Below are 20,026 nucleotides of genomic sequence, written 5' to 3'. Positions count from 1 at the left end.
CTTATTTACTTATTTACTTATTTACTTATTTACTTATTTACTTATTTACTTATTTACTTATTTACTTATTTACTTATTTACTTATTTACTTATTTACTTATTTACTTATTTTACGTTTTGTAAAGCAGCATTGGGAGTGAAAGCGTCATTTAAAGCAGTTGTGAATGCCTGAAAATCCTGGACTGTCATTGTTATGCGAGAGTCTCTATCTAAAATGCAGCCATTGTTGTGCCCATTAAAGCCGCGGCGCGAGAAATAATTTCCTTTTCATCTGTTTTTCATCTGTGCCCATCTTTAAATTAAATCGAGCGATAGCAGTCATTATCATTCCTCTTTAAATACGGCAAATTAACGTATACGGTATTTTTCTGTATAAAAATTGAGTAAGCAAGTTTTAATATTGAGTTTGTATCCCCACACTACATTGTCATTGTTAGATCATCTCGGTTTAATAAGTAAAGTCCACCATAAGCCTTCGTCCAGTATGAACTGTTGTTGTTCCATAATCCTGGACATCTATCCCCGGAGAATCCTTTTCTCTGACACCTTAAACAGATAAAAATCAGGTCACTTTTTTACATAAACAGGGCAGGAGAAATACTAAGATACTCTTAATCAACTCAACCTATTTTGGAAAGAATAATGCATATTCAGCATATTGGCGGTCATACACTGCTTAGCCAAACGCAAGCTTCTCAGCACACTGCATCTTCTCCCCTACTCGAACAGGGTAACCGCTTGTTCGAACAGTCTGTTCGGCGAGGTCCTTTGCATTTCCAGAGTTCGGATCTCAAGCATTTGATCACCGAACTGCGCCAATTGCAGAGTGTTCCCAACAGTGCGCAAGCCCAACGGGTGCAGGATGCTATCCAGCACTGGGAGAACCACCACCCTAAAGAGGTGGCGGCCCGTAGCTCCAGCCTTGCCGAGCTTAAACAGGCTCTGGCAGAACAAGGCGCTGTGGTGCGCACTCTCCAGCCAAAGGTGATGACGGCCGGTCCCCAAGCGATGTTGCAGCAGGCTATGCCAGCTTTACAGAAGATGGGTACTTACGCATGCACTGATGCCGGCACTTTCGTTAGCAAGCAGAATTCTCATTATCAGCAAATCATGGAGAGATTGAGGTTATTCAATGACAGCCCGGATCGCCTGAGGGGTAACAGCCAGGCCAATATGATGTCCAACATGGCGGCTATCGCCGCTAGACAAGGCAACGTCAGTTTCAACCAACTGCAATCTATCGCCGCCCGGGTCGCTCAAGCTCAGGCTGGTTGCTGCACCACTTTGGCCTACTCTGCGGCAGCCGAACTGATGAAGCACAATCAAAATGACCAGCAGCGCATTGAGGTAGTCGCTCATCGTGGCGCCAAGGGGCATAGCCAGACCCACTGCTTCGTGGTGGTCGGTCGTGATCCCAATAGTGAGCTCAGCAAACCCGAAACTTGGGGCTCCCAGGCATATGTCATCGATCCTTGGGCTGCGACCATAGGTGGTAAACTGCAAGGCACGTCGAGTAATCCTCCGATCGCTAACCTGTGGCCGCCGACTGAATCTGTGTTTGACAACCATAAAAGGTAACAAGGGTAACCATGTTCAATTCCTTATTATCGGAACTGTGCCGACGCCTTGGGCAGACCGAAGAATCTCTGCATTCGGAGGGGCTCGATCTACCTCTCGGCCCTTTTAGTTTGCATATCCGCCAACGCGATGAGTTGGTAACTTTGTTTATTCCACTAGGTGATGTCGAACCTTGTTCGTTGGCTACACTGGCCGATTGGCCGTCATTGCAACTGAGTCGTAGTGGTGAGGGAGAGACTCTGCTTTGGAGCCGTGAATGGTTGGAGAGGCTGGATGCTGAGTTATTGACCAACTTGGTCGAGCGGATGTTACAGCAAGCAAGGGACCTTACGGCTACGGCACCTATTACTGAAAGCCAAGAATGGCCGCCGTTAAGTATTCAAGGGAGTTCGTGGCACAAAGTTTAGGCGAAAAACCTTAAGAAGCTTTAAAGATTAATCAGGTGTATTATTGAAAGCTACGAGCGATATTATTTTGTGCATTCGTTATACCATTCGTTGATTAATAACTTTATTACTGGGTACAGGCTTTCCTACAGAGGGAGCCTAACGGAAATAATTTGTGAGAAATTCACCGAGGTAAACTTTTAAATTAATTTTATATAATTGCCTAATTACGAGGCTAAACCATCGGCGTCGATACCTGTGCGTAAAAATGAACAAGGGCGGTTTCCCGCCCTTCTTAATAGACTCCTAAATGGGTTTTAGCAAGTCAAAGAATGCTGATCTGCGTTGACATGGTATTTCGAGGCCAATTAGCAGAAGTGTTCTGGTAACTGAAGGTACCATTCTGGTAGCCATCGAGGCTGTATTCTTTCAGGAAGCCAACCACAATTTGGCCCGCAGCACATGGCCAATTGTAGTGCCCGTTTGTAATGCAAACTGGTGTAGAAGAGTACAGTGAGTATGGCAGTATACTGCCGTTCATCCAGGCAAAAGAATTATATCCGTAGCCAATTTCCAGAACGGCGGCGCGGAGCTGGTATCCTCCGTGATTGCAGTTTGTCACTGGCAAGTTGGAAGTGTATTCCCATCCGCAATTCGTTGAGCCAACGGCATAGACCCACATATTGGTTAGTGGAGGTGCGGGGGCGTAAGCTACCTCAGATTTAATGTCGAGCTTTTTCTCTTCTTCGGCCAGGATGGGGCTTTCTGGGTTAGGCAGTAGCTGGGATTGCGCTGCCAGGGCATTTTGAGCAGTATGGACCTCCTTCGGTTGCTCTGTTTGGGCATAGGCATTAACGCCAAATAAGGCAGCAAGAGATAACAACATGGCAAGTTTATTTTTCTTCACGACTGAATCCTCTTAGAAATGGAAAAGCACAATTCTAGGGAAGTGAGAAAAAATCACATTATTAAATTTTATTTATGTAATGATCGAAACTTTTGCGTGGGTGATTGCTTCCGTGTTTATCTTACTGCGGAAAAAAGGGGATAAATGATAAGGAATTTTTTTTCAAGTACGCTTCGCTTGGTGAGAAATAACTTCTTTTTCGTTATCTATTGAGCACATTTTGTATGGGGTTGTCTGGAGACAAAAGATACTTGTGCTGTGCTCAATAGTGTCACTACTGTTGCGCTAAGATTACCTACTACTAACCTGTATTTCGCATTCCTGCTGCGATACCGGCGATGGTTACCATCAACGCTTGTTCAACCTGAGGATCGGGATGTTGTTGCTGACGGGAACGCAGTAATAGTTCTGCCTGTAAGACGTTTAGTGGATCAGTGTAAACATTACGTAGGGCGATTGATTCTGCAATCCATGGTAAATCTGCCATTAGGTGTTCATCTTTAGAAATGGCTAATACCGTCTTAATATCCGAGGAGAGTTGCTTGCGCAGTTTCTGACCTAACGGCCATAAGTTCTTATCTACCAGACGATGATCATAATATTCTGCCAACCATAAATCAGCTTTGGCGAAGACCATTTCCAACATACCAATCCGAGTGGTAAAAAAAGGCCAATCACGGCACATTTCTGCTAATACATCCTGTTTTCCATCATTGATAACTTGTTGTAGCGCGGCACCTGCACCTAACCAGGCTGGCAACATTAGGCGATTTTGTGTCCAGGCGAAAATCCACGGGATAGCGCGTAAACTTTCCACACCACCCGCCGGATGACGTTTGGCTGGACGAGAACCTAGAGGCAGTTTAGCTAATTCCTGTTCTGGTGTTGCCGCGCGGAAATAAGGTACAAAATCGGGCTGTTCACGTACATAATCGCGATACATCTTGCAGGAAACATCAGACAGGGTATCCATCACCTGATGCCATTCCAGTTTAGGCTCCGGCGGTGGTAGGAGGTTTGCTTCCAGAATCGCACTGGCATATAAGGCTAAGCTACTGATAGTGACTTGTGGCAGACCGAATTTAAAGCGGATCATTTCGCCTTGTTCGGTCACACGTAGGCCACCTTTCAGGCTTCCCGGTGGTTGGGAAAGCAGAGCAGCATGTGCTGGCGCACCGCCACGGCCGATAGTACCGCCACGACCGTGGAATAAGGTCAGCGTAATGCCCTCTTTTTCACAAACATTGATCAAGGCATCCTGTGCTCGGTATTGCGCCCATGCCGCAGCCATCACTCCGGCATCTTTTGCTGAGTCAGAATAACCAATCATCACCATCTGTTTGTCATGAATCAGTTCGCGATACCATTGAATATTCATTAATTGCTGAATGACATTTTCGGCATTATTCAGGTCATCAAGGGTTTCGAACAATGGGGCAACGGGTAAAGTGAACGGACAACCGGCTTCTTTCAGTAGCAAGTGAACCGCTAATACATCAGAAGGTACTTTAGCCATTGAGATAACGTAAGCGGCGATAGCGTCTTGAGGTGACTCGGCAATGACTTTACAGGTTGCGAAAACCTCTTGCGTTTCAGCGCTTGGTTGCCAGTTATGTGGGATCAATGGACGTTTGGAGTGCAGTTCATACAGTAGGAAAGCCTGTTTTTCTTCTTCTGACCAACTGGCGTAGTCACCTAATTCCAGGTATTGCGTCAGTTCAGAAACGGCGGTTGTATGGCGAGTGCTTTCTTGGCGTACATCAATACGTACCAGTGATAAGCCGAAGCAACGGATACGGCGTAAGATATCTAATAATTGACCGTTGGCAATGATTTCCATCCCGCAGGTTTTTAGTGACTGATAACAGGCGTAAAGTGGTTGCCAAAGCTGTTCGTTATCCACCAGCAAATCAGTTGGTGGCAGAACTTGTTCTCCTTTCAGTTGTTTCTCCAAATAGGTCAATGTATTGCTGAGTTGTGTCCGCAATTTTTTAGCAATTTCTCGGTAAGGTTCTAGAATTTCATCACCACCTGCTAGTTTACGAACTTCTGGTGTACATTCAGACATGGATAGCTCAGAAACCAGAACCTGAATATCTTTTAGGAATAGATCGGCTGCTTTCCAGCGGCTAAGCAGTAATACATGACGAGTGACTTCAGAGGTGACATTTGGGTTGCCGTCTCGGTCGCCGCCCATCCAGGAAGTAAAGCGGACAGGTACCGCTTCAACTGGCAGGCTGTAATCAATTGACTCTTCCAGTTGTTCATTGAATTCACGTAGGAATGCTGGCACAGCCTCCCACAAGCTATTTTCCACCATAGCAAACCCCCACTTCGCTTCATCAATTGGGGTAGGACGGATTTTGCGGATTTCATCGGTATGCCATGATTGGGCAATTAACTGGCGCAGGCGGCGCATAATGTTATTACGCTCATAATCCGCCAGATCATCGTGATCAAGTTGCGATAGACAGGTGTTAACGGCTACCAGTTTATGGATCAATGTACGACGAGCGATTTCAGTTGGGTGAGCGGTGAGAACCAGTTCAATAGACAGTTCATTTACCGCTTTTTTCAGATCGTCGTTACTGAAATTTTTTTCTTTTAAGTGGGTGAATAATTTCGCTAACGCAACGGGGTTGCTGGCAGCTTCACCATGCGGGGAGATACTGTGATATTGTTCTGCGACGTTTGTCAGGTTGAGAAATTGATTGAAAGCACGGGCAACTGGCAGCAGTTCATTATTAGATAGGTTTTGCAATGTAGATAATAGCTGCTGGCGGTGTGCTTCATTACCTGCGCGGGACGATTTGGATAATTTGCGGATAGTCTCAACTTTATCGAGAATATCTTCCCCTAAAGCTTCTTTGATCGTGTCTCCGAGCAGCTTACCTAGCATGCTGACATTACTACGCATTGCAGAATATTGTTGGTTCATGTGACTCTTAGCCTTTATTGCTGGCAGGATGTTGATTCTGTTCCTGTAGAAAAATTTCATTTAAGTGGCGGGAAGTTATTTTTTGTGGCGCCACAGTGTTGCATTGACCCTAAGCCCTCATATTCATATCAGAAAATAATCAGTTTGGGTGAAATTTCTAAAATTTAATGGTAGGCCATGGTCTATAAGTATTACTTATGTATCAGAAAGCTTGGGAAGAGTACTTTTGTTAATTGTTATGATGCTTGAGTCCCCCTGACTTTTGGGGGACGAGTAAAACAATTAATTATTGCTTAGACAAAAATGATCTATTAACTGAGAAATTATCTTTCTGGTGGGTTTAATAAATGACATATCAATGAACTCATCCGGTTGATGTGCCTGTTCAATAGAACCAGGGCCAAGGACTAAAGTTGGGCATACTTTCTGAATGAATGGTGCTTCGGTACAGTAGTTGACCGTTTCAGCTTTGCGGCCTAGCAGTTTCTCAATCACGTCAACCATCTTGTGATCGGTTGGGCATTCATAACCGGGAATAGGGGGATGTAATTCGTTGATAGTCAGACGGCCAGGCCAACGTTGTTTCACGGGTTCCAGTGCTTCATTTAACAGTCCGTTCAGATCCTGCAACGTTAGGCCCGGTAATGGGCGAATATCCATATGTAATTCACAATGGGCACAAATACGGTTTACTGCGTCACCTCCGTGAATATAGCCGAAATTCATAGTTGGATATGGAATGGCAAATGCCGGGTTGTTATAACGCTCTTTTAGCGTATTGCGTAGTTCAATCAAGTGACCAATAGATTCGTGCATCAAATCAATGGCGTTTATACCACGATCTGGATCACTGGAATGCCCGGATTGGCCAACAATACGGATAGCGTTCGATAAATGTCCTTTATGCGCACAGATAGGATGCAATGAAGTAGGTTCGCCGATAATCGCGAAATCCGGTCGAATAGCGGTACTTGCGGCAAAATAACGGGCTCCTGCCATTGTCGTCTCTTCATCTGCGGTTGCCAGAATGTACAGCGGATGGGTTATTTTACTGACATCAATGTCCCGTAATGCATCAATAATAAAGGCGAAAAAGCCTTTCATATCTGCTGTACCTAAACCGTACAGTTTGTTATCTCTCTCTGTCAGGGTGAAGGGATCTTTAGTCCAGAGTCCATCGTCAAAGGGGACGGTATCAGTGTGTCCACATAAGAGTAGCCCACCTGGGCCACTCCCCAATGTTGCTAGTAGATTGTATTTTCCGAGGGCTTCGGGGACGGGCTGTATCTCAATCTCGAAACCAATTTCTTTCAACCAACTTGCCAGTAGGTTGATGAGAGACTCGTTACTTTGGTCAATACTGACATCGGTGGCGCTGATAGATGGAGTCGCGATTAATTGCCGAAATAGCTCAATAAATGGAGGTAATTTAATATTCACTGTTGACAGCCTTTATTCATGATAGTATCAATATTCATGCATTTTTTTTGAATAAAAATACATTATCCCGTTTGAATACTGAGCATAAGGTAAAGATATCCTATGTTGAATACGCTGGTTGTTGGTGCAAGTGGTTACACCGGAGCAGAACTGGCAGCATATCTGCATCGTCATCCGCATACGAATCTGATTAGACTCATGGTTTCTGCTCAGAGCGTTGATGCAGATAAATGCTTCTCAGATTTACATCCACAGTATAAAGGCATTGTTGATCTACCGCTGCAACCGCTGACTGATATTATTAATGCTGCTAAAGGGATTGATGTGGTTTTCCTTGCCACCGCCCATGAAGTTAGTCATGACATTGCGCCGTTATTTCTGGCAGCAGGTTGCACTGTATTTGATCTCTCTGGTGCCTACCGCGTACAAAATGCTCAGATTTATCAACAATACTACGGATTCAAACATAAGCATACTGAATGGTTAGCACAAGCAGTATATGGACTTGCCGAATGGCAGGCTGAAAAAATCAAACAGGCCCAATTAGTTGCTGTACCGGGATGTTACCCAACAGTTTCTCAACTCTCCCTGAAACCGCTGTTGGAAAATAGTTTGCTGGATACCAGCCATTGGCCGGTGATTAATGCTACTAGTGGTGTAAGTGGAGCAGGTCGGAAAGCCAGCATGACCAACAGCTTCTGCGAAATCAGTTTGCAACCTTATGGAATATTTACCCATCGTCATCAACCGGAGATTGAGGAGCATCTGGGAACCAGAGTGATTTTTACTCCACATCTTGGCAATTTCGCGCGGGGTATTCTTGCCACAATTACCTGTAAATTGAAGCCGGGTGTTACCGCAGAACAGATAGATGAGGTGTATCGGCAAGCATACAAAGATAAGCCATTGGTAAGGCTTTACAGCAAAGGGGTGCCAGCATTGAAATCCGTTGTTGGGTTACCGTTCTGTGATATCGGTTTTGTTGTAGAGGGTGACCATCTGATTGTTGTGGGTACTGAGGATAATCTTTTGAAGGGCGCGGCAGCTCAGGCAGTTCAGTGTATGAATATACGTTTTGGGTTTGAAGAAACTCAGGCATTACTTTAATGGTTGACGTGAAGGAGTAGAGCAGATGGAACCTTTAGTCATAAAGTTAGGTGGCGTGTTATTGGACAATGAAGAAGCATTGGAACGCGTGTTTACTGCATTGCAGGAATATCGGCAAACACACGAACGTCAGTTGGTTGTTGTTCATGGTGGTGGTTATCTGGTGGATGAGCTGATGCAGAAGTTGCAGCTACCGATAGTGAAGGAACAAGGATTACGAGTAACACCCGCTGATCAGATTGGGATTATCACTGGCGCATTGGCTGGTATCGCCAATAAGACCTTGTTGTCGTGGGCGACTAAATATCAACTTGCATCAGTTGGATTATATTTAGGAGATGGTAATGTGGTCATGGTTTCCCAACTGAGTGAAGAGTTGGGGCATGTGGGGAAAGCGATGCCGGGCGATGCTAAGTTGCTGAAAATGTTATTGGATGCGGGTTATATGCCCATTATCAGCTCAATTGGTGTAACGGATAAAGGGGAGCTGATGAATGTGAATGCCGATCAGGCAGCAACGGCGATAGCTCAGACGCTAGGTGCTGATTTGGTATTGCTCTCTGATGTTAGTGGTATTTTGGATGGTAAAGGGCAGAGAATCCCTGACATAAATGTTGAGAAAGCAGAACAACTTATTGCTCACGGCATCATTACTGACGGCATGATTGTGAAGGTGAATGCCGCTTTAGATGCAGCTAGGACATTAGATCGTCCGGTAGATATCGCCAGTTGGCGTCATGCAGATCAACTGACCGATCTATTTAACGGTGTTCCCGTCGGTACTCGTATTCTGGCTTAAATTAAGTTTGATTAATTTTCGGCAAATCTTTGCTGATAAATAACAACGGAATTTCAAAGGGTAACTTCATGCATACTAAAGATATTAAAAAAATCGTTCTTGCCTATTCTGGTGGTCTGGATACTTCTGCCATTATTCCTTGGCTGAAGGAACATTATGGCAACTGTGAAGTTGTTGCGTTTGTTGCCGATGTGGGGCAAAGCCGTGAAGATTTGGAAGGCGTGGAGCAGAAAGCTTTGCGTTCTGGCGCATCAGAATGTCACGTTGTGGATCTGCGTGAGGAATTCATTAAAGATTATGTTTATCCGGTACTGAAAACCGGTGCTCTGTATGAAGGTAGCTATTTGTTGGGCACTTCAATGGCACGCCCCATTATTGCTAAAGCACAGGTTGAATTGGCACTGAAAGTGGGAGCAGATGCACTTGCTCATGGTGCAACAGGTAAGGGTAACGATCAGGTTCGGTTTGAAAGCACTTATACGGCATTAGCCCCCCAGCTAAAAGTAGTTGCACCGTGGAGAGAGTGGGATTTGCGTTCCCGTGAAGCGTTGCTGGATTATCTGAAAGCGCGAGATATTCCAACCACCGCAACATTGGAGAAAATTTACAGCCGTGATGAGAATGCGTGGCATATCTCTACCGAAGGTGGCGTACTGGAAAGTACTTGGAATGCATCCAATAAAGATTGTTGGGTGTGGACAGTCGATCCAGAAGAAGCACCAGATGAAGCTGAATTGGTCAGTGTCACTATTGAGAAAGGCGAGGTTGTTGGGGTTAACGGCAAGGTGATGTCTCCATATCAATGCCTTGAAGCGCTGAACATTTTGGGAGTAAAACATGGTATCGGCCGTATCGATATCGTGGAAAACCGGCTGGTGGGAATGAAATCTCGTGGTTGTTATGAGACGCCGGGAGGAACCATCATGATGGCTGCGTTGCGTGGTGTTGAACAACTGGTTCTGGACCGTGATAGCTTTAAATGGCGTCAGCAGCTTGGGCTAGAAATGTCTTATGTCGTTTATGACGGACGTTGGTTTGCCCCGCTACGTCAATCTATTCAGGCCGCGGCTGAGGCGTTGGCTGCGGATGTCAGCGGTGAAGTAGTACTGAAACTCTATAAAGGTCAGGTAACAGCGATCCAGAAAAAATCAACAAATAGCCTTTATTCTGAAGCGTTTGCAACGTTTGGTGAAGATGAGGTTTACGATCACAGCCATGCAGCAGGATTTATCCGTCTGTATTCTCTCCCTTCGCGCATTCGGGCATTAAATAGTAAAGAGTAATTTCATCGTTCGTAGTTATGGAGGTAATGACCAGATCGTGAATTCATCCTTGTATTTGATTTATCGAGTCTATTATCTCCATGTTGCGAATGAAATTGCTGTTTATGAAAGGTAATCAATCACTCAGACATCAGATAATCAGGAACAAAAATATGGCACTCTGGGGCGGGCGTTTCAGTCAGAAAGTAGATCGACGGTTCAAACAATTTAACGATTCACTTCGCTTTGATTACCGGTTGGCGGAACAGGACATTACCGGTTCAGTTGCATGGTCGAAAGCGTTGATAACGGTTGGTGTGCTGACCGTTGAAGAACAACAAAGACTGGAGCTGGCATTAAATGAATTGTTGAATGAGGTTCAGGCTAACCCACAAGCCATCTTGCAAAGTGGTGCAGAGGATATCCATAGTTGGGTAGAAGGGCAGTTGATCAGTAAAGTTGGCGATCTGGGTAAGAAACTCCACACTGGTCGTAGCCGTAACGATCAGGTGGCAACAGATCTCAAACTTTGGTGTAAAGAATACATTTCACATCTCTATCAGGCAATTGTGGAGTTACAGCAGGCATTGGTGATTACTGCGGAGAATAATCAGGATGCAGTGATGCCGGGCTATACCCATCTGCAAAGAGCGCAGCCTATCACATTTGCTCACTGGTGCTTGGCATATGTAGAAATGTTGGTCCGTGATGAAAGTCGGTTACAGGATACTTTGAAACGGCTGGATACCAGCCCGCTTGGGTGTGGTGCATTGGCTGGAACCGCTTATGATATTGACCGCGAACAACTAGCATCATGGCTAGGTTTTGTTTCTGCGACGCGTAACAGCTTGGATAGCGTTTCAGATCGTGACCATGTATTGGAACTGTTATCTAATGCCAGTATCAGTATGATCCATCTTTCCCGCTTTGCGGAAGACCTAATTTTCTTTAATAGCGGTGAAGCCGGGTTTATTGAACTGTCAGATCGAGTCACTTCCGGTTCTTCTCTGATGCCACAGAAGAAAAACCCGGATGCACTGGAGTTAATTCGTGGGAAATGTGGCCGGGTGCAGGGGGCATTGACCGGTATGATGATGACCTTGAAAGGTTTGCCGCTAGCCTACAATAAAGATATGCAGGAGGATAAAGAAGGGTTATTCGATGCGCTGGATACTTGGCTGGATTGTTTACATATGTCCGCGTTGGTGTTAGATGGTATTCAGGTCAGGCGTTCACGTTGTGCGGAAGCAGCTAAACAGGGTTATGCTAACGCGACCGAATTAGCTGATTATTTGGTTGCAAAAGGTGTTCCATTCCGAGAAGCTCACCATATTGTTGGGGAAATTGTGATTATGGCGCTTGCCCAGGGGCAGGCATTGGAAGCGTTGTCATTGGCAGAGTTGCAGAAGTTCAGTAGTGCAATTACTGAAGATGTATATGATATTTTGTCTTTGCAATCTTGTCTGGACAAACGCCTTGCAAAGGGAGGAGTGTCGCAAAAACAGGTTATGAAAGCGATTGCAGAGGCTAAGCAGAGGCTAAAATTAAGTTAGTCATCATAATAGTAGGGGGATTAATTTATCCCCTGTAAAATAAATGAGAGCTTTATATATAAGTTCTTAAGGATTATCTGATAGTCTTTTCCTCACATTGATATAATTATCTATTGGTAGTTTCTATCATTTATATTAAATATGTTGAGGTGGGAATGAATATCCGCGATCTGGAATATCTTGTGGCGCTTGCGGAGCATCGGCACTTTCGCCGTGCTGCTGATTCTTGCCACGTTAGCCAGCCTACGTTAAGCGGGCAAATTCGTAAGCTTGAGGATGATCTGGGTGTCATGTTATTGGAGCGCACCAGCCGTAAAGTTTTGTTCACGCAACAAGGGATGTTATTAGTAGAACAAGCCAGAACAGTTCTCCGCGAGGTGAGGATTTTGCAGGAAATGGCGTCACTTCAAGGGGAAAACATGTCTGGTCCTCTGCATATTGGTTTGATCCCGACAATTGGTCCATATCTGTTGCCTCATATTATCCCTGGGCTTCATAGTTTGTTTCCTAAGTTGGAAATGTATCTATATGAAGCCCAGACTCAAAGTCTGTTAGCCCAGTTGGATAGTGGCAAATTGGACTGTGCGATTCTGGCAATGGTTAAGGAGACAAGAGCTTTCATTGAAGTGCCATTGTTTGAAGAACCCATGAAACTAGCTATCTATGATGGCCATTCTTGGGCAGAGCGTAAAAAAATCGCTATGGATGAATTGGCAGGTGAAAAATTGTTGATGTTAGAAGATGGTCATTGCTTGCGTGATCAGGCAATGGGGTTCTGTTTTCAGGCGGGCGCGAAGGAAGATACCCATTTTCGTGCAACCAGTTTGGAAACCCTGCGTAATATGGTTGCTGCCGGTAGCGGAATAACCTTATTGCCTGATCTGGCAGTACCACAAGAGAAAAAACGTGATGGCGTCTGTTATCTGGAGTGTGGCAGCCCTGAACCTAAGCGGTCTGTTGTTTTGATTTATCGTCCTGGTTCACCTCTGCGTGGTCGCTATGAGCAACTAGCAGAGGCTATTAGAGCTAAAATGGGCACTTATTACGGGCAATCAAAATAGCCGGTTAAGCCCGTTTAAAGCTGCGACACGATAGGCTTCAGCCATAGTTGGATAGTTGAAAGTAGTATTGACGAAATATTCGATAGTATTACTTTCACCTTTTTGTTCCATAATCGCTTGGCCGATATGAATAATTTCAGCCGCACGTTCCCCGAAACAATGAATGCCAAGAATCTCTTTTGTTTCTCTGTGGAACAGTATTTTCAGGCTTCCTACGTTCATCCCCGCAATTTGTGCGCGTGCAAGATGTTTAAATTGTGCGCGTCCAACTTCATAAGGCACTTTCATTGCTGTTAATTGTTGTTCGGTTTTACCTACAGAGCTAATTTCAGGAATGGTATAGATACCCGTTGGAATATCTTCAATCAGATGAACTTCGGCGTTTCCTTTCGTCATCGCTTGGGCGGCAATTCGGCCTTGATCATAAGCAGCTGAGGCTAGGCTTGGATAGCCGATAACATCTCCTACAGCGTAGATATTTTCGTTGCTGGTTTGATAGATCTTATTAACTTTCAGTAAACCGCGGCTATCTGCTTCCAGACCAACGTTTTTTAGCCCTAAAGTATCCGTATTACCTGTTCGACCATTAGCATAAAGCAGACAGTCAGCTTTGACTTTTTTACCGGATTTAAGGTGAACGATAACACCATCATCAACACCTTCAATTTTAGAATATTCTTCATTGTGGCGGATTACTATACCGCTATTCCAGAAATGGTAAGAAAGTGCATCTGACATCTCTTGATCAAGGAAAGCGAGTAAGTGATTACGAGTGTTAATTAAATCAACTTTTACGCCTAATCCACGGAAGATTGAAGCATATTCGCAACCAATCACTCCGGCACCGTAAATAATGACATGCCGTGGTTCATGATCCAATTTCAGAATGGAATCGCTGTTATAAATACGGGAGTGAGTGAAATCGACATCTGGCGGACAATATGGGCGAGAACCAGTTGCGATAATAATCTTATCTGCGCTTAAAATATCGTGGCTATCGTCAGCATAGCGCACACTCACCCGGTGGTCATCAATGAATGTTGCTTCTCCGGAAAACATACGACACCCATTACGTTCGTAAAATCCTTGACGCATTCTAGTTTGCTGATTAATTACCATTTCAGCACGGCGTAAGATTTCAGCAAATGAAGAGCGAAGAACGCGGGAATTATCACTGTACAGAGGGTTTTGGTTGAATTCAATAATACGACTGACGGCGTGGCGGAGGGCTTTCGACGGGATGGTACCCCAATGAGTACAACCACCGCCGACATTATTATAGCGTTCAATAACAGCAACGCTTTTACCCTGTTTCACCAATCCCATTGCTGCTCCTTCTCCACCGGGACCAGAACCAATGACAATGGCGTCAAAATGAATATGTTGCATAGAGGAGAGACCTGTTTTTACACAAAATTACAACGCTATATTAACATCGGTTGACTTAATAACCCAATCCTCATAAGGAGTTTATGTCATCGTTTAGGGTGAATTGAACATAGTTTTACCCGCTATGCTGATACCATGAAGTTTTTGGAAAATAAATAATTATCTAACGATCGAATTAACAAAGGGGGAATGCTCCCTTAATGATTTTCTGACTACGCGTAGTCACTTTTATCATCTTAATATCTAATAAGAAAATGCGCTGAGAAAATGACATGGATCATTATAAATGACATGACAAGCATATCATTACGGCAAACGCGTTAAAATTTGGTATATTTCCTAACATGTAGTTCAGATAAAGAGTCAGGATTCGTGTGAGTAACATTATCGGCATCAGAGCGAAACAGAAAGAAAAAACTCGTCGTTCACTGATTGAAGCTGCTTTCAGCCAGTTGAGTGCCGAAAGGAGTTTTACCAGCCTTAGCTTGCGTGAAGTCGCCCGTGAAGCAGGTATTGCACCTACTTCATTTTATCGTCATTTCCGCGATGTTGATGAGCTTGGGCTGACTATGGTGGATGAAAGTGGTTTGATGCTACGTCAGTTAATGAGGCAAGCTCGACAACGTATTGCTAAAGGTGGCAGTGTCATCCGCACATCTGTTTCAACTTTTATGGAATTTATCGGTAATAATCCAAATGCATTCCGATTATTATTACGTGAACGTTCGGGGACTTCTGCTGAATTTCGTGCCGCTGTCGCACGGGAAATCCAACATTTTATTGCTGAACTGGCAGACTATTTAGAACAGGAAAGCTGTATGCCGAGGCATTTTACTGAGGTGCAGGCAGAGGCAATGGTAACAATAGTATTCAGTGCCGGTGCAGAAGCATTGGATATTGATTTGGAGAAAAGACAGCGTTTAGAAGAACGTTTAGTCTTGCAGCTACGGATGATTGCTAAAGGTGCATATTATTGGTATCGCAAAGAAATGAACCCACCGAACCCTAAACTTAAATAACTATGAAGGAGGAGAACGCAATGATGGAACAATATCGCCAGGACAAAAGTACATTGTTACTCGCTTTTATTGTCGGATTAGCAACGAATGGAACGTTTTCAGCAGTTTTTAGCTCAGTTGTTTCTTTTTCAGTTTTCCCATTGATAACACTGATTTTATCAATTTATTGTATCCATCAGCGCTATTTAAATTATTCAATGCCAGATGGGATGCCTAAGTTAGTTGTTGCTTGTTTCCTCTTAGGATTATTTAGTTATAGTGCGATTATCAGGGTTGAATACCCTGAAATTGGCTCTAATTTTCTGCCCGCAGTAATGGGTACCGTACTGGTATTTTGGATTTACAGAAAGGTAAAAATTCGTAAAAACCAGGCAATTACAGAAAATTGTCATTAATTGATGAAAAACGCCGGAGAAATCTATCTGCCGGCGTTTTTGTTTTATATATTCGTCAAGTATCAGTTTAATTTTTCCAGAAGCACGCCGCATTCCATATGATGAGTATAAGGAAACTGATCAAACAGGGCCAGATGGCTAATTTTATGCGTTTGGGTTAATGTTTTCAGATTATGGCAAAGGGTTTCCGGGTTACAGGAAATATAAAGAATCCGTGGATATGTTTGGACCATCTCAAGCGTTTTTTCATCAAGGCCGCTACGTGGCGGATCGACAAAGATAGTTTCACATTGATAGCTTTTTAAATTGATTCCCTGAAGGCGATTAAATTCGCGTTCACCATTCATTGCTTGGGTGAACTCCTCTGCTGACATTCGGATAATTTGTACATTATCAATACCGTTGGCTGCAATGTTGTATTGAGCGGCAGCAACGGATGGCTTGGCAATTTCTGTTGCCAATACTCGTTCAAAATTTTGAGCTAATGCCAGAGAGAAATTGCCATTACCACAATAGAGCTCAAGTAAATCACCTTTTGAATCTTTGGTAATATTAATTGCCCATTCAAGCATATGAATATTGACGCTAGCATTTGGTTGGGTGAAGCTGTTTTCCACCTGGCGATAAATCATTTTTCGGCCTGCAACAGGTAAAACCTCATCAATATAATCATGATCCAATGTGATTTTGGTTTTAGCGGCTCTGCCAATTAACTCAACGTCAAATCCTTTATTTCTTAACGCTTCACGCAGTCTTAATGCCTGTTGTGTCCATTCATCACCCAATTTTTTGTGATAAAGCAGAGAAACAAGGATTTTATTACTGCAAGTAGACAGATAATCAATTTGAAATAGCTTATGACGTAAGATCTGTTCAGATCTAATGGAGTCAATTAATACTACCATCATTTTGTTGATTAACTTACTGGCGACAGGGAATTGAACAAGGCGAATATGCTGTTTCGTCTGTTGATCGAACATAATATGGTACAAATCATCCTGCTCATGCCAGATTCGAAATTCTGCTCGCATTCTGTAATGAGATAGCGGTGAGCGGAAAACCTCTGGCCCCGGGGGTTGGAAAGGCGCCATCATGTTTTTTAAACGGCTGACTTTATCCGTCAGTTGCTGTTCATAGCTTTCCGTTGGCAGGAGATTTTGCATTATGTTTGTTCTCTTATATCTGTAGTAAGAAAAATTTTCGGGCAAAATTGTAGGGGAAGAGCAAAGAATGTCCAGTTTTCTTATTACTCATACACGATCCTGTCTATGCTTACTATTATGAATAGGTTCAACTATGAATAGGTTCAACGCTTCATCGTAGCGTGTCCTTCTAACAATAAATTGTGGGATGTTTTCTCTCATGATAAATAAAAAGCGGTTATTATTATCCACTGTTTCAATCATGGTAATTTCTGGTTGGAATCAAGCTTCTGTTGCGGTGGAGTCGCAGGATTCATTGGTTGTGACAGCGAGTCGTTTTAAACAGCCGGTATCAAGCATACTGGCTCCTTATACTGTTGTAACACGGGATGAAATTGATCGTTGGCAGCCAAATAGTGTAGCCGATATTTTGCGTCGTCTACCCGGTGTTGATATTGCGCGGCATGGAGGTATTGGACAGTTAAGCTCTTTGTTTATACGTGGTACTCATGCTAGTCATGTATTGGTATTGATGGATGGAATACGTTTGAATCAAGCGGGCATCAGTGGCTCCTCTGATTTAAGCCAAATACCTGTATCATTGGTTCAGAAAATTGAATATATCCGTGGACCACGTTCTGCTGTTTATGGTTCTGATGCTATTGGTGGTGTTATTAATATCATCACTACCAGAGAGAAACCAGGAACCAGCTTTAATGTAGGTATCGGCTCACATGGTTATCAAACTTATGATGGTGCAACTCAACAAACGATAGCTGAAAATACAGTTCTGACAGCAGCAGCTAACTATACTTATACCAAAGGATACGATGTTGTTGCTGATGGTAATACCGGTGGTTTTAGACAACCTGATCGTGATGGCTTCATGAGCAAAATGCTTTGGTTGGGAGTCGATCAAAAATTTAATGAGCAAGTCAGTGGATTTGTTCGAGCTTATGGCTATAACAATAGAACATCTTATGATGCGGATATTAATTGGAGCTATCCATATGCCAGACCGGATACTCGTGAACTTTATAGCCGCCACTATGACATGGGAGTCAGATTTAACCAAGGGATCTACTCATCCCAGTTAATTACCAGTTATAGTCATACAAAAGACTATAACTTTGATCCTCAATATGGACGCTATGATAAGTCTGTTAGCCTTAATGATTCTGAACAATATAACTTGCAATGGGGGAATACTTTTCAGCTATATCAGGGCATGGTCAGTACCGGTGTGGATTTCCAAGAACAATCGATAGAAGCTGGAACCAGTTATATTCCGAAGAGTAAAACGGTACGTAATACAGGAATGTATCTGACAGCACAGCAACAGCTGAAAGATTTTATTTTAGAAGGCGCAATTCGTTCAGATAAACATTCAGAAGCTGGCTGGAATACTACATGGCAAGCCAGTTTAGGTTGGGAGTTTATTAAAGATTATCGCTTGATCGCTTCTTATGGTACGGCATTTAAGGCTCCAACGCTTAGCCAGATGTATGGTTTTGGTGGTAATCATGATTTGAAGCCGGAAGAAAGTAAACAATGGGAAGGCGGTATTGAAGGCGTCACAGGCCAGCTAAATTGGCGTCTGACTGTATATCGCAATGAGATTGAGCAATTGATCGATTATGCAAATAGTCGCTACTACAATATTGGTAAAGCAAAAATTAAAGGTGTTGAGTGGACTAGCTTAATAGACACTGGCATATTTCAGCATCAATTGACAATACAGTATATTGAACCCCGTAATAGTGAAACTAATGAAATTTTAGTTCGTCGTGCGAAGCAGCAAGTGAAATATCAACTTGACTGGCAGTTATATGATTTTGATTGGGGGTTAACTTATCAATATCTAGGGCGGCGTTATGACAAGGATTTCAGTACATTCCCGGCTAAGAGTGTGAAATTAGGTGGCGCCAGCTTTTGGGATTTAACAGTTTCATATCCAGTCACTTCTTATCTGACAATTCGTGCTAGAATAGCCAACCTGCTTGATAAAGATTACGAGACAGTTTATGGCTATCGCATTCCAGGACGTGAATACTACCTCACTGGGAGCTATAACTTCTGATTTAAATAAAGCCGCACGCCCAACAGTTTTAGTGTTTGATTCTGGGGTAGGCGGCTTATCTATTTACCAAGAGATCCGACAATTATTACCAGATCTCCATTATATATATGTTTTTGATAACGAAGCATTCCCTTATGGTGAAAAATCGGAAGAGTTTATTGTTGAACGAGTCGTTCAAATTGTTGGTGCTGTTCAGCAAAAACACCTTCTGACAATAGTGGTTATTGCATGTAACACCGCCAGTACAGTCAGCTTGCCAGCTCTACGTGAGCGGTTCAGCTTTCCGGTTGTTGGTGTGGTTCCAGCGATAAAACCTGCTGCAAAGTTAACTCGTAATGGTGTCGTTGGATTATTGGCGACTAGAGCAACAGTTAATCGTTCCTATACAAAAGAACTTATCGAAAAGTTTGCGACAGGTTGCAGGATTGAATCTATAGGTTCTTCTGAATTAGTAGAATTAGCTGAAATTAAACTGCATGGTGGTAAGGTTTCTTCCGATATTTTAAAAAAGATACTGAAACCGTGGCTTAGAATGAAAAAACCACCTGATACAGTGGTATTGGGTTGTACCCATTTTCCACTATTAGCAGAAGAATTAGTTCAGATATTACCTGATGGCACGCGTTTAATTGATTCTGGTGTTGCTATTGCTCGAAGAACGGCTTGGTTGGTTAAACATCAGAATAATCTTGTTTGCACTTCAGCAGATAGTCTTGCTTATTGTATGAAAGTGAATGCTGATACTGATGCATTAATCCCCGTTTTGCAGGAATATGGATTTTCAAAACTAGAAAAATTGATAACTTAAGTTAAATTTGATGAAATAATCATCGATCGTTAATTTTTTTCAAAATAAGTATTGCCAGCGCCAAAGAACGCCCTATAATGCGCCACCACTGACCGACACAACGCTGATAAACATTGTGAGGTCGGGCAGAGAAAGCGGCAATAAGCGCTTGACTCTGCGGGC

Annotated in this window: 16 protein-coding genes; 11 read left to right on the top strand and 5 right to left on the bottom strand. The window is 43.4% G+C overall.

Features of this window, described 5'->3' with window-relative positions:
• Positions 1 to 630: 630 nt before the first annotated feature.
• Together ACGF5R_RS21705 and ACGF5R_RS21700 are read left to right on the top strand one after the other, a co-directional pair.
• Positions 631 to 1,578 (top strand): hypothetical protein, encoded by a 948-nt coding sequence (locus ACGF5R_RS21705; protein ID WP_387692683.1) that lies wholly within the window; start codon positions 631 to 633, stop codon positions 1,576 to 1,578.
• Positions 1,579 to 1,589: 11 nt separating this feature from the next.
• A complete protein-coding gene (locus ACGF5R_RS21700) occupies positions 1,590 to 1,985 on the top strand; it encodes a type III secretion system chaperone (RefSeq protein ID WP_262981562.1) in 396 nt (131 codons plus the stop codon).
• Between the two features lie 304 nt (positions 1,986 to 2,289).
• On the opposite strand, the gene ACGF5R_RS21695 is transcribed toward ACGF5R_RS21700, so the two are convergent.
• From ACGF5R_RS21695 to argE, 3 genes are all read right to left on the bottom strand, one after another.
• Entirely contained in the window at positions 2,290 to 2,871 is a 582-nt protein-coding gene (locus ACGF5R_RS21695) for a YolA family protein (protein ID WP_112878942.1), read from the bottom strand.
• A gap of 301 nt (positions 2,872 to 3,172) precedes the next feature.
• Entirely contained in the window at positions 3,173 to 5,809 is a 2,637-nt protein-coding gene (gene ppc / locus ACGF5R_RS21690; protein WP_112878941.1) for a phosphoenolpyruvate carboxylase, read from the bottom strand.
• Positions 5,810 to 6,091: 282 nt separating this feature from the next.
• Positions 6,092 to 7,249, bottom strand: coding sequence for an acetylornithine deacetylase (gene argE, locus ACGF5R_RS21685; RefSeq protein ID WP_387692681.1), 1,158 nt, complete (start codon positions 7,247 to 7,249; stop codon positions 6,092 to 6,094).
• A gap of 102 nt (positions 7,250 to 7,351) precedes the next feature.
• On the opposite strand from argE, the gene argC reads away from it, so the two are divergent.
• The 5 genes from argC to oxyR all read left to right on the top strand — a co-directional run bounded on the left by argC (position 7,352) and on the right by oxyR (position 13,031).
• Positions 7,352 to 8,356 (top strand): N-acetyl-gamma-glutamyl-phosphate reductase, encoded by a 1,005-nt coding sequence (argC, locus tag ACGF5R_RS21680; RefSeq protein ID WP_112878939.1) that lies wholly within the window; start codon positions 7,352 to 7,354, stop codon positions 8,354 to 8,356.
• Positions 8,357 to 8,381: 25 nt separating this feature from the next.
• A complete protein-coding gene (gene argB / locus ACGF5R_RS21675; protein ID WP_112878938.1) occupies positions 8,382 to 9,155 on the top strand; it encodes an acetylglutamate kinase in 774 nt (257 codons plus the stop codon).
• A gap of 68 nt (positions 9,156 to 9,223) precedes the next feature.
• Entirely contained in the window at positions 9,224 to 10,438 is a 1,215-nt protein-coding gene (locus tag ACGF5R_RS21670; protein WP_112878937.1) for an argininosuccinate synthase, read from the top strand.
• Positions 10,439 to 10,590: 152 nt separating this feature from the next.
• Entirely contained in the window at positions 10,591 to 11,970 is a 1,380-nt protein-coding gene (gene argH / locus ACGF5R_RS21665) for an argininosuccinate lyase (RefSeq protein WP_387692679.1), read from the top strand.
• Between the two features lie 155 nt (positions 11,971 to 12,125).
• Positions 12,126 to 13,031 carry a DNA-binding transcriptional regulator OxyR gene (gene oxyR, locus ACGF5R_RS21660; protein WP_112878935.1) on the top strand — a complete coding sequence of 302 codons (906 nt, stop codon included), beginning with the start codon at positions 12,126 to 12,128 and terminating at the stop codon, positions 13,029 to 13,031.
• Here the strand turns inward: oxyR and sthA are convergent.
• The gene (gene sthA, locus ACGF5R_RS21655) at positions 13,023 to 14,420 is read right to left on the bottom strand and encodes a Si-specific NAD(P)(+) transhydrogenase (protein ID WP_112878934.1); all 1,398 of its coding nucleotides are present in this window, start codon (positions 14,418 to 14,420) and stop codon (positions 13,023 to 13,025) included. The two genes, oxyR and sthA, sit on opposite strands and share 9 nt — an antisense overlap.
• Positions 14,421 to 14,794: 374 nt before the next feature.
• On the opposite strand from sthA, the gene fabR reads away from it, so the two are divergent.
• Positions 14,795 to 15,439, top strand: a complete 645-nt coding sequence (gene fabR / locus ACGF5R_RS21650) for an HTH-type transcriptional repressor FabR (RefSeq protein WP_011148806.1) — start codon at positions 14,795 to 14,797, stop codon at positions 15,437 to 15,439.
• 23 nt (positions 15,440 to 15,462) lie between these two features.
• Positions 15,463 to 15,834, top strand: coding sequence for a YijD family membrane protein (locus ACGF5R_RS21645; protein WP_112878973.1), 372 nt, complete (start codon positions 15,463 to 15,465; stop codon positions 15,832 to 15,834).
• Positions 15,835 to 15,896: 62 nt separating this feature from the next.
• On the opposite strand, the gene trmA is transcribed toward ACGF5R_RS21645, so the two are convergent.
• Complete coding sequence (gene trmA / locus ACGF5R_RS21640; RefSeq protein ID WP_387692677.1) at positions 15,897 to 16,997, bottom strand: tRNA (uridine(54)-C5)-methyltransferase TrmA; 1,101 nt, start codon at positions 16,995 to 16,997, stop codon at positions 15,897 to 15,899.
• Positions 16,998 to 17,196: 199 nt separating this feature from the next.
• On the opposite strand from trmA, the gene btuB reads away from it, so the two are divergent.
• Together btuB and murI are read left to right on the top strand one after the other, a co-directional pair.
• Positions 17,197 to 19,056: a TonB-dependent vitamin B12 receptor BtuB gene (gene btuB, locus ACGF5R_RS21635; protein ID WP_387692675.1), complete on the top strand. Its 1,860-nt coding sequence runs from the start codon at positions 17,197 to 17,199 to the stop codon at positions 19,054 to 19,056.
• The gene (murI, locus tag ACGF5R_RS21630) at positions 19,001 to 19,864 is read left to right on the top strand and encodes a glutamate racemase (protein WP_112878932.1); all 864 of its coding nucleotides are present in this window, start codon (positions 19,001 to 19,003) and stop codon (positions 19,862 to 19,864) included. Before btuB ends, murI begins: the two co-directional genes overlap by 56 nt.
• Positions 19,865 to 20,026 lie beyond the last annotated feature (162 nt).

Origin of the sequence: Photorhabdus sp. RM71S, assembly GCF_042879355.1 — a bacterium.
GTDB classification, from domain to species: domain Bacteria; phylum Pseudomonadota; class Gammaproteobacteria; order Enterobacterales; family Enterobacteriaceae; genus Photorhabdus; species Photorhabdus kayaii.
This window is presented reverse-complemented; position numbering and strand designations above follow the sequence as displayed.

Bases quoted from the DNA above. Each gene is read 5' to 3' on its own strand.
- ACGF5R_RS21700 (WP_262981562.1), top strand. From the start codon at position 1,590: ATGTTCAATTCCTTATTATCGGAACTGTGCCGACGCCTTGGGCAGACC.
- ppc (WP_112878941.1), bottom strand. From the start codon at position 5,809: ATGAACCAACAATATTCTGCAATGCGTAGTAATGTCAGCATGCTAGGT.
- argC (WP_112878939.1), top strand. From the start codon at position 7,352: ATGTTGAATACGCTGGTTGTTGGTGCAAGTGGTTACACCGGAGCAGAA.
- argB (WP_112878938.1), top strand. From the start codon at position 8,382: ATGGAACCTTTAGTCATAAAGTTAGGTGGCGTGTTATTGGACAATGAA.
- ACGF5R_RS21670 (WP_112878937.1), top strand. From the start codon at position 9,224: ATGCATACTAAAGATATTAAAAAAATCGTTCTTGCCTATTCTGGTGGT.
- argH (WP_387692679.1), top strand. From the start codon at position 10,591: ATGGCACTCTGGGGCGGGCGTTTCAGTCAGAAAGTAGATCGACGGTTC.
- oxyR (WP_112878935.1), top strand. From the start codon at position 12,126: ATGAATATCCGCGATCTGGAATATCTTGTGGCGCTTGCGGAGCATCGG.
- sthA (WP_112878934.1), bottom strand. From the start codon at position 14,420: ATGCAACATATTCATTTTGACGCCATTGTCATTGGTTCTGGTCCCGGT.
- ACGF5R_RS21645 (WP_112878973.1), top strand. From the start codon at position 15,463: ATGGAACAATATCGCCAGGACAAAAGTACATTGTTACTCGCTTTTATT.
- trmA (WP_387692677.1), bottom strand. From the start codon at position 16,997: ATGCAAAATCTCCTGCCAACGGAAAGCTATGAACAGCAACTGACGGAT.
- btuB (WP_387692675.1), top strand. From the start codon at position 17,197: ATGATAAATAAAAAGCGGTTATTATTATCCACTGTTTCAATCATGGTA.
- murI (WP_112878932.1), top strand. From the start codon at position 19,001: ATGGCTATCGCATTCCAGGACGTGAATACTACCTCACTGGGAGCTATA.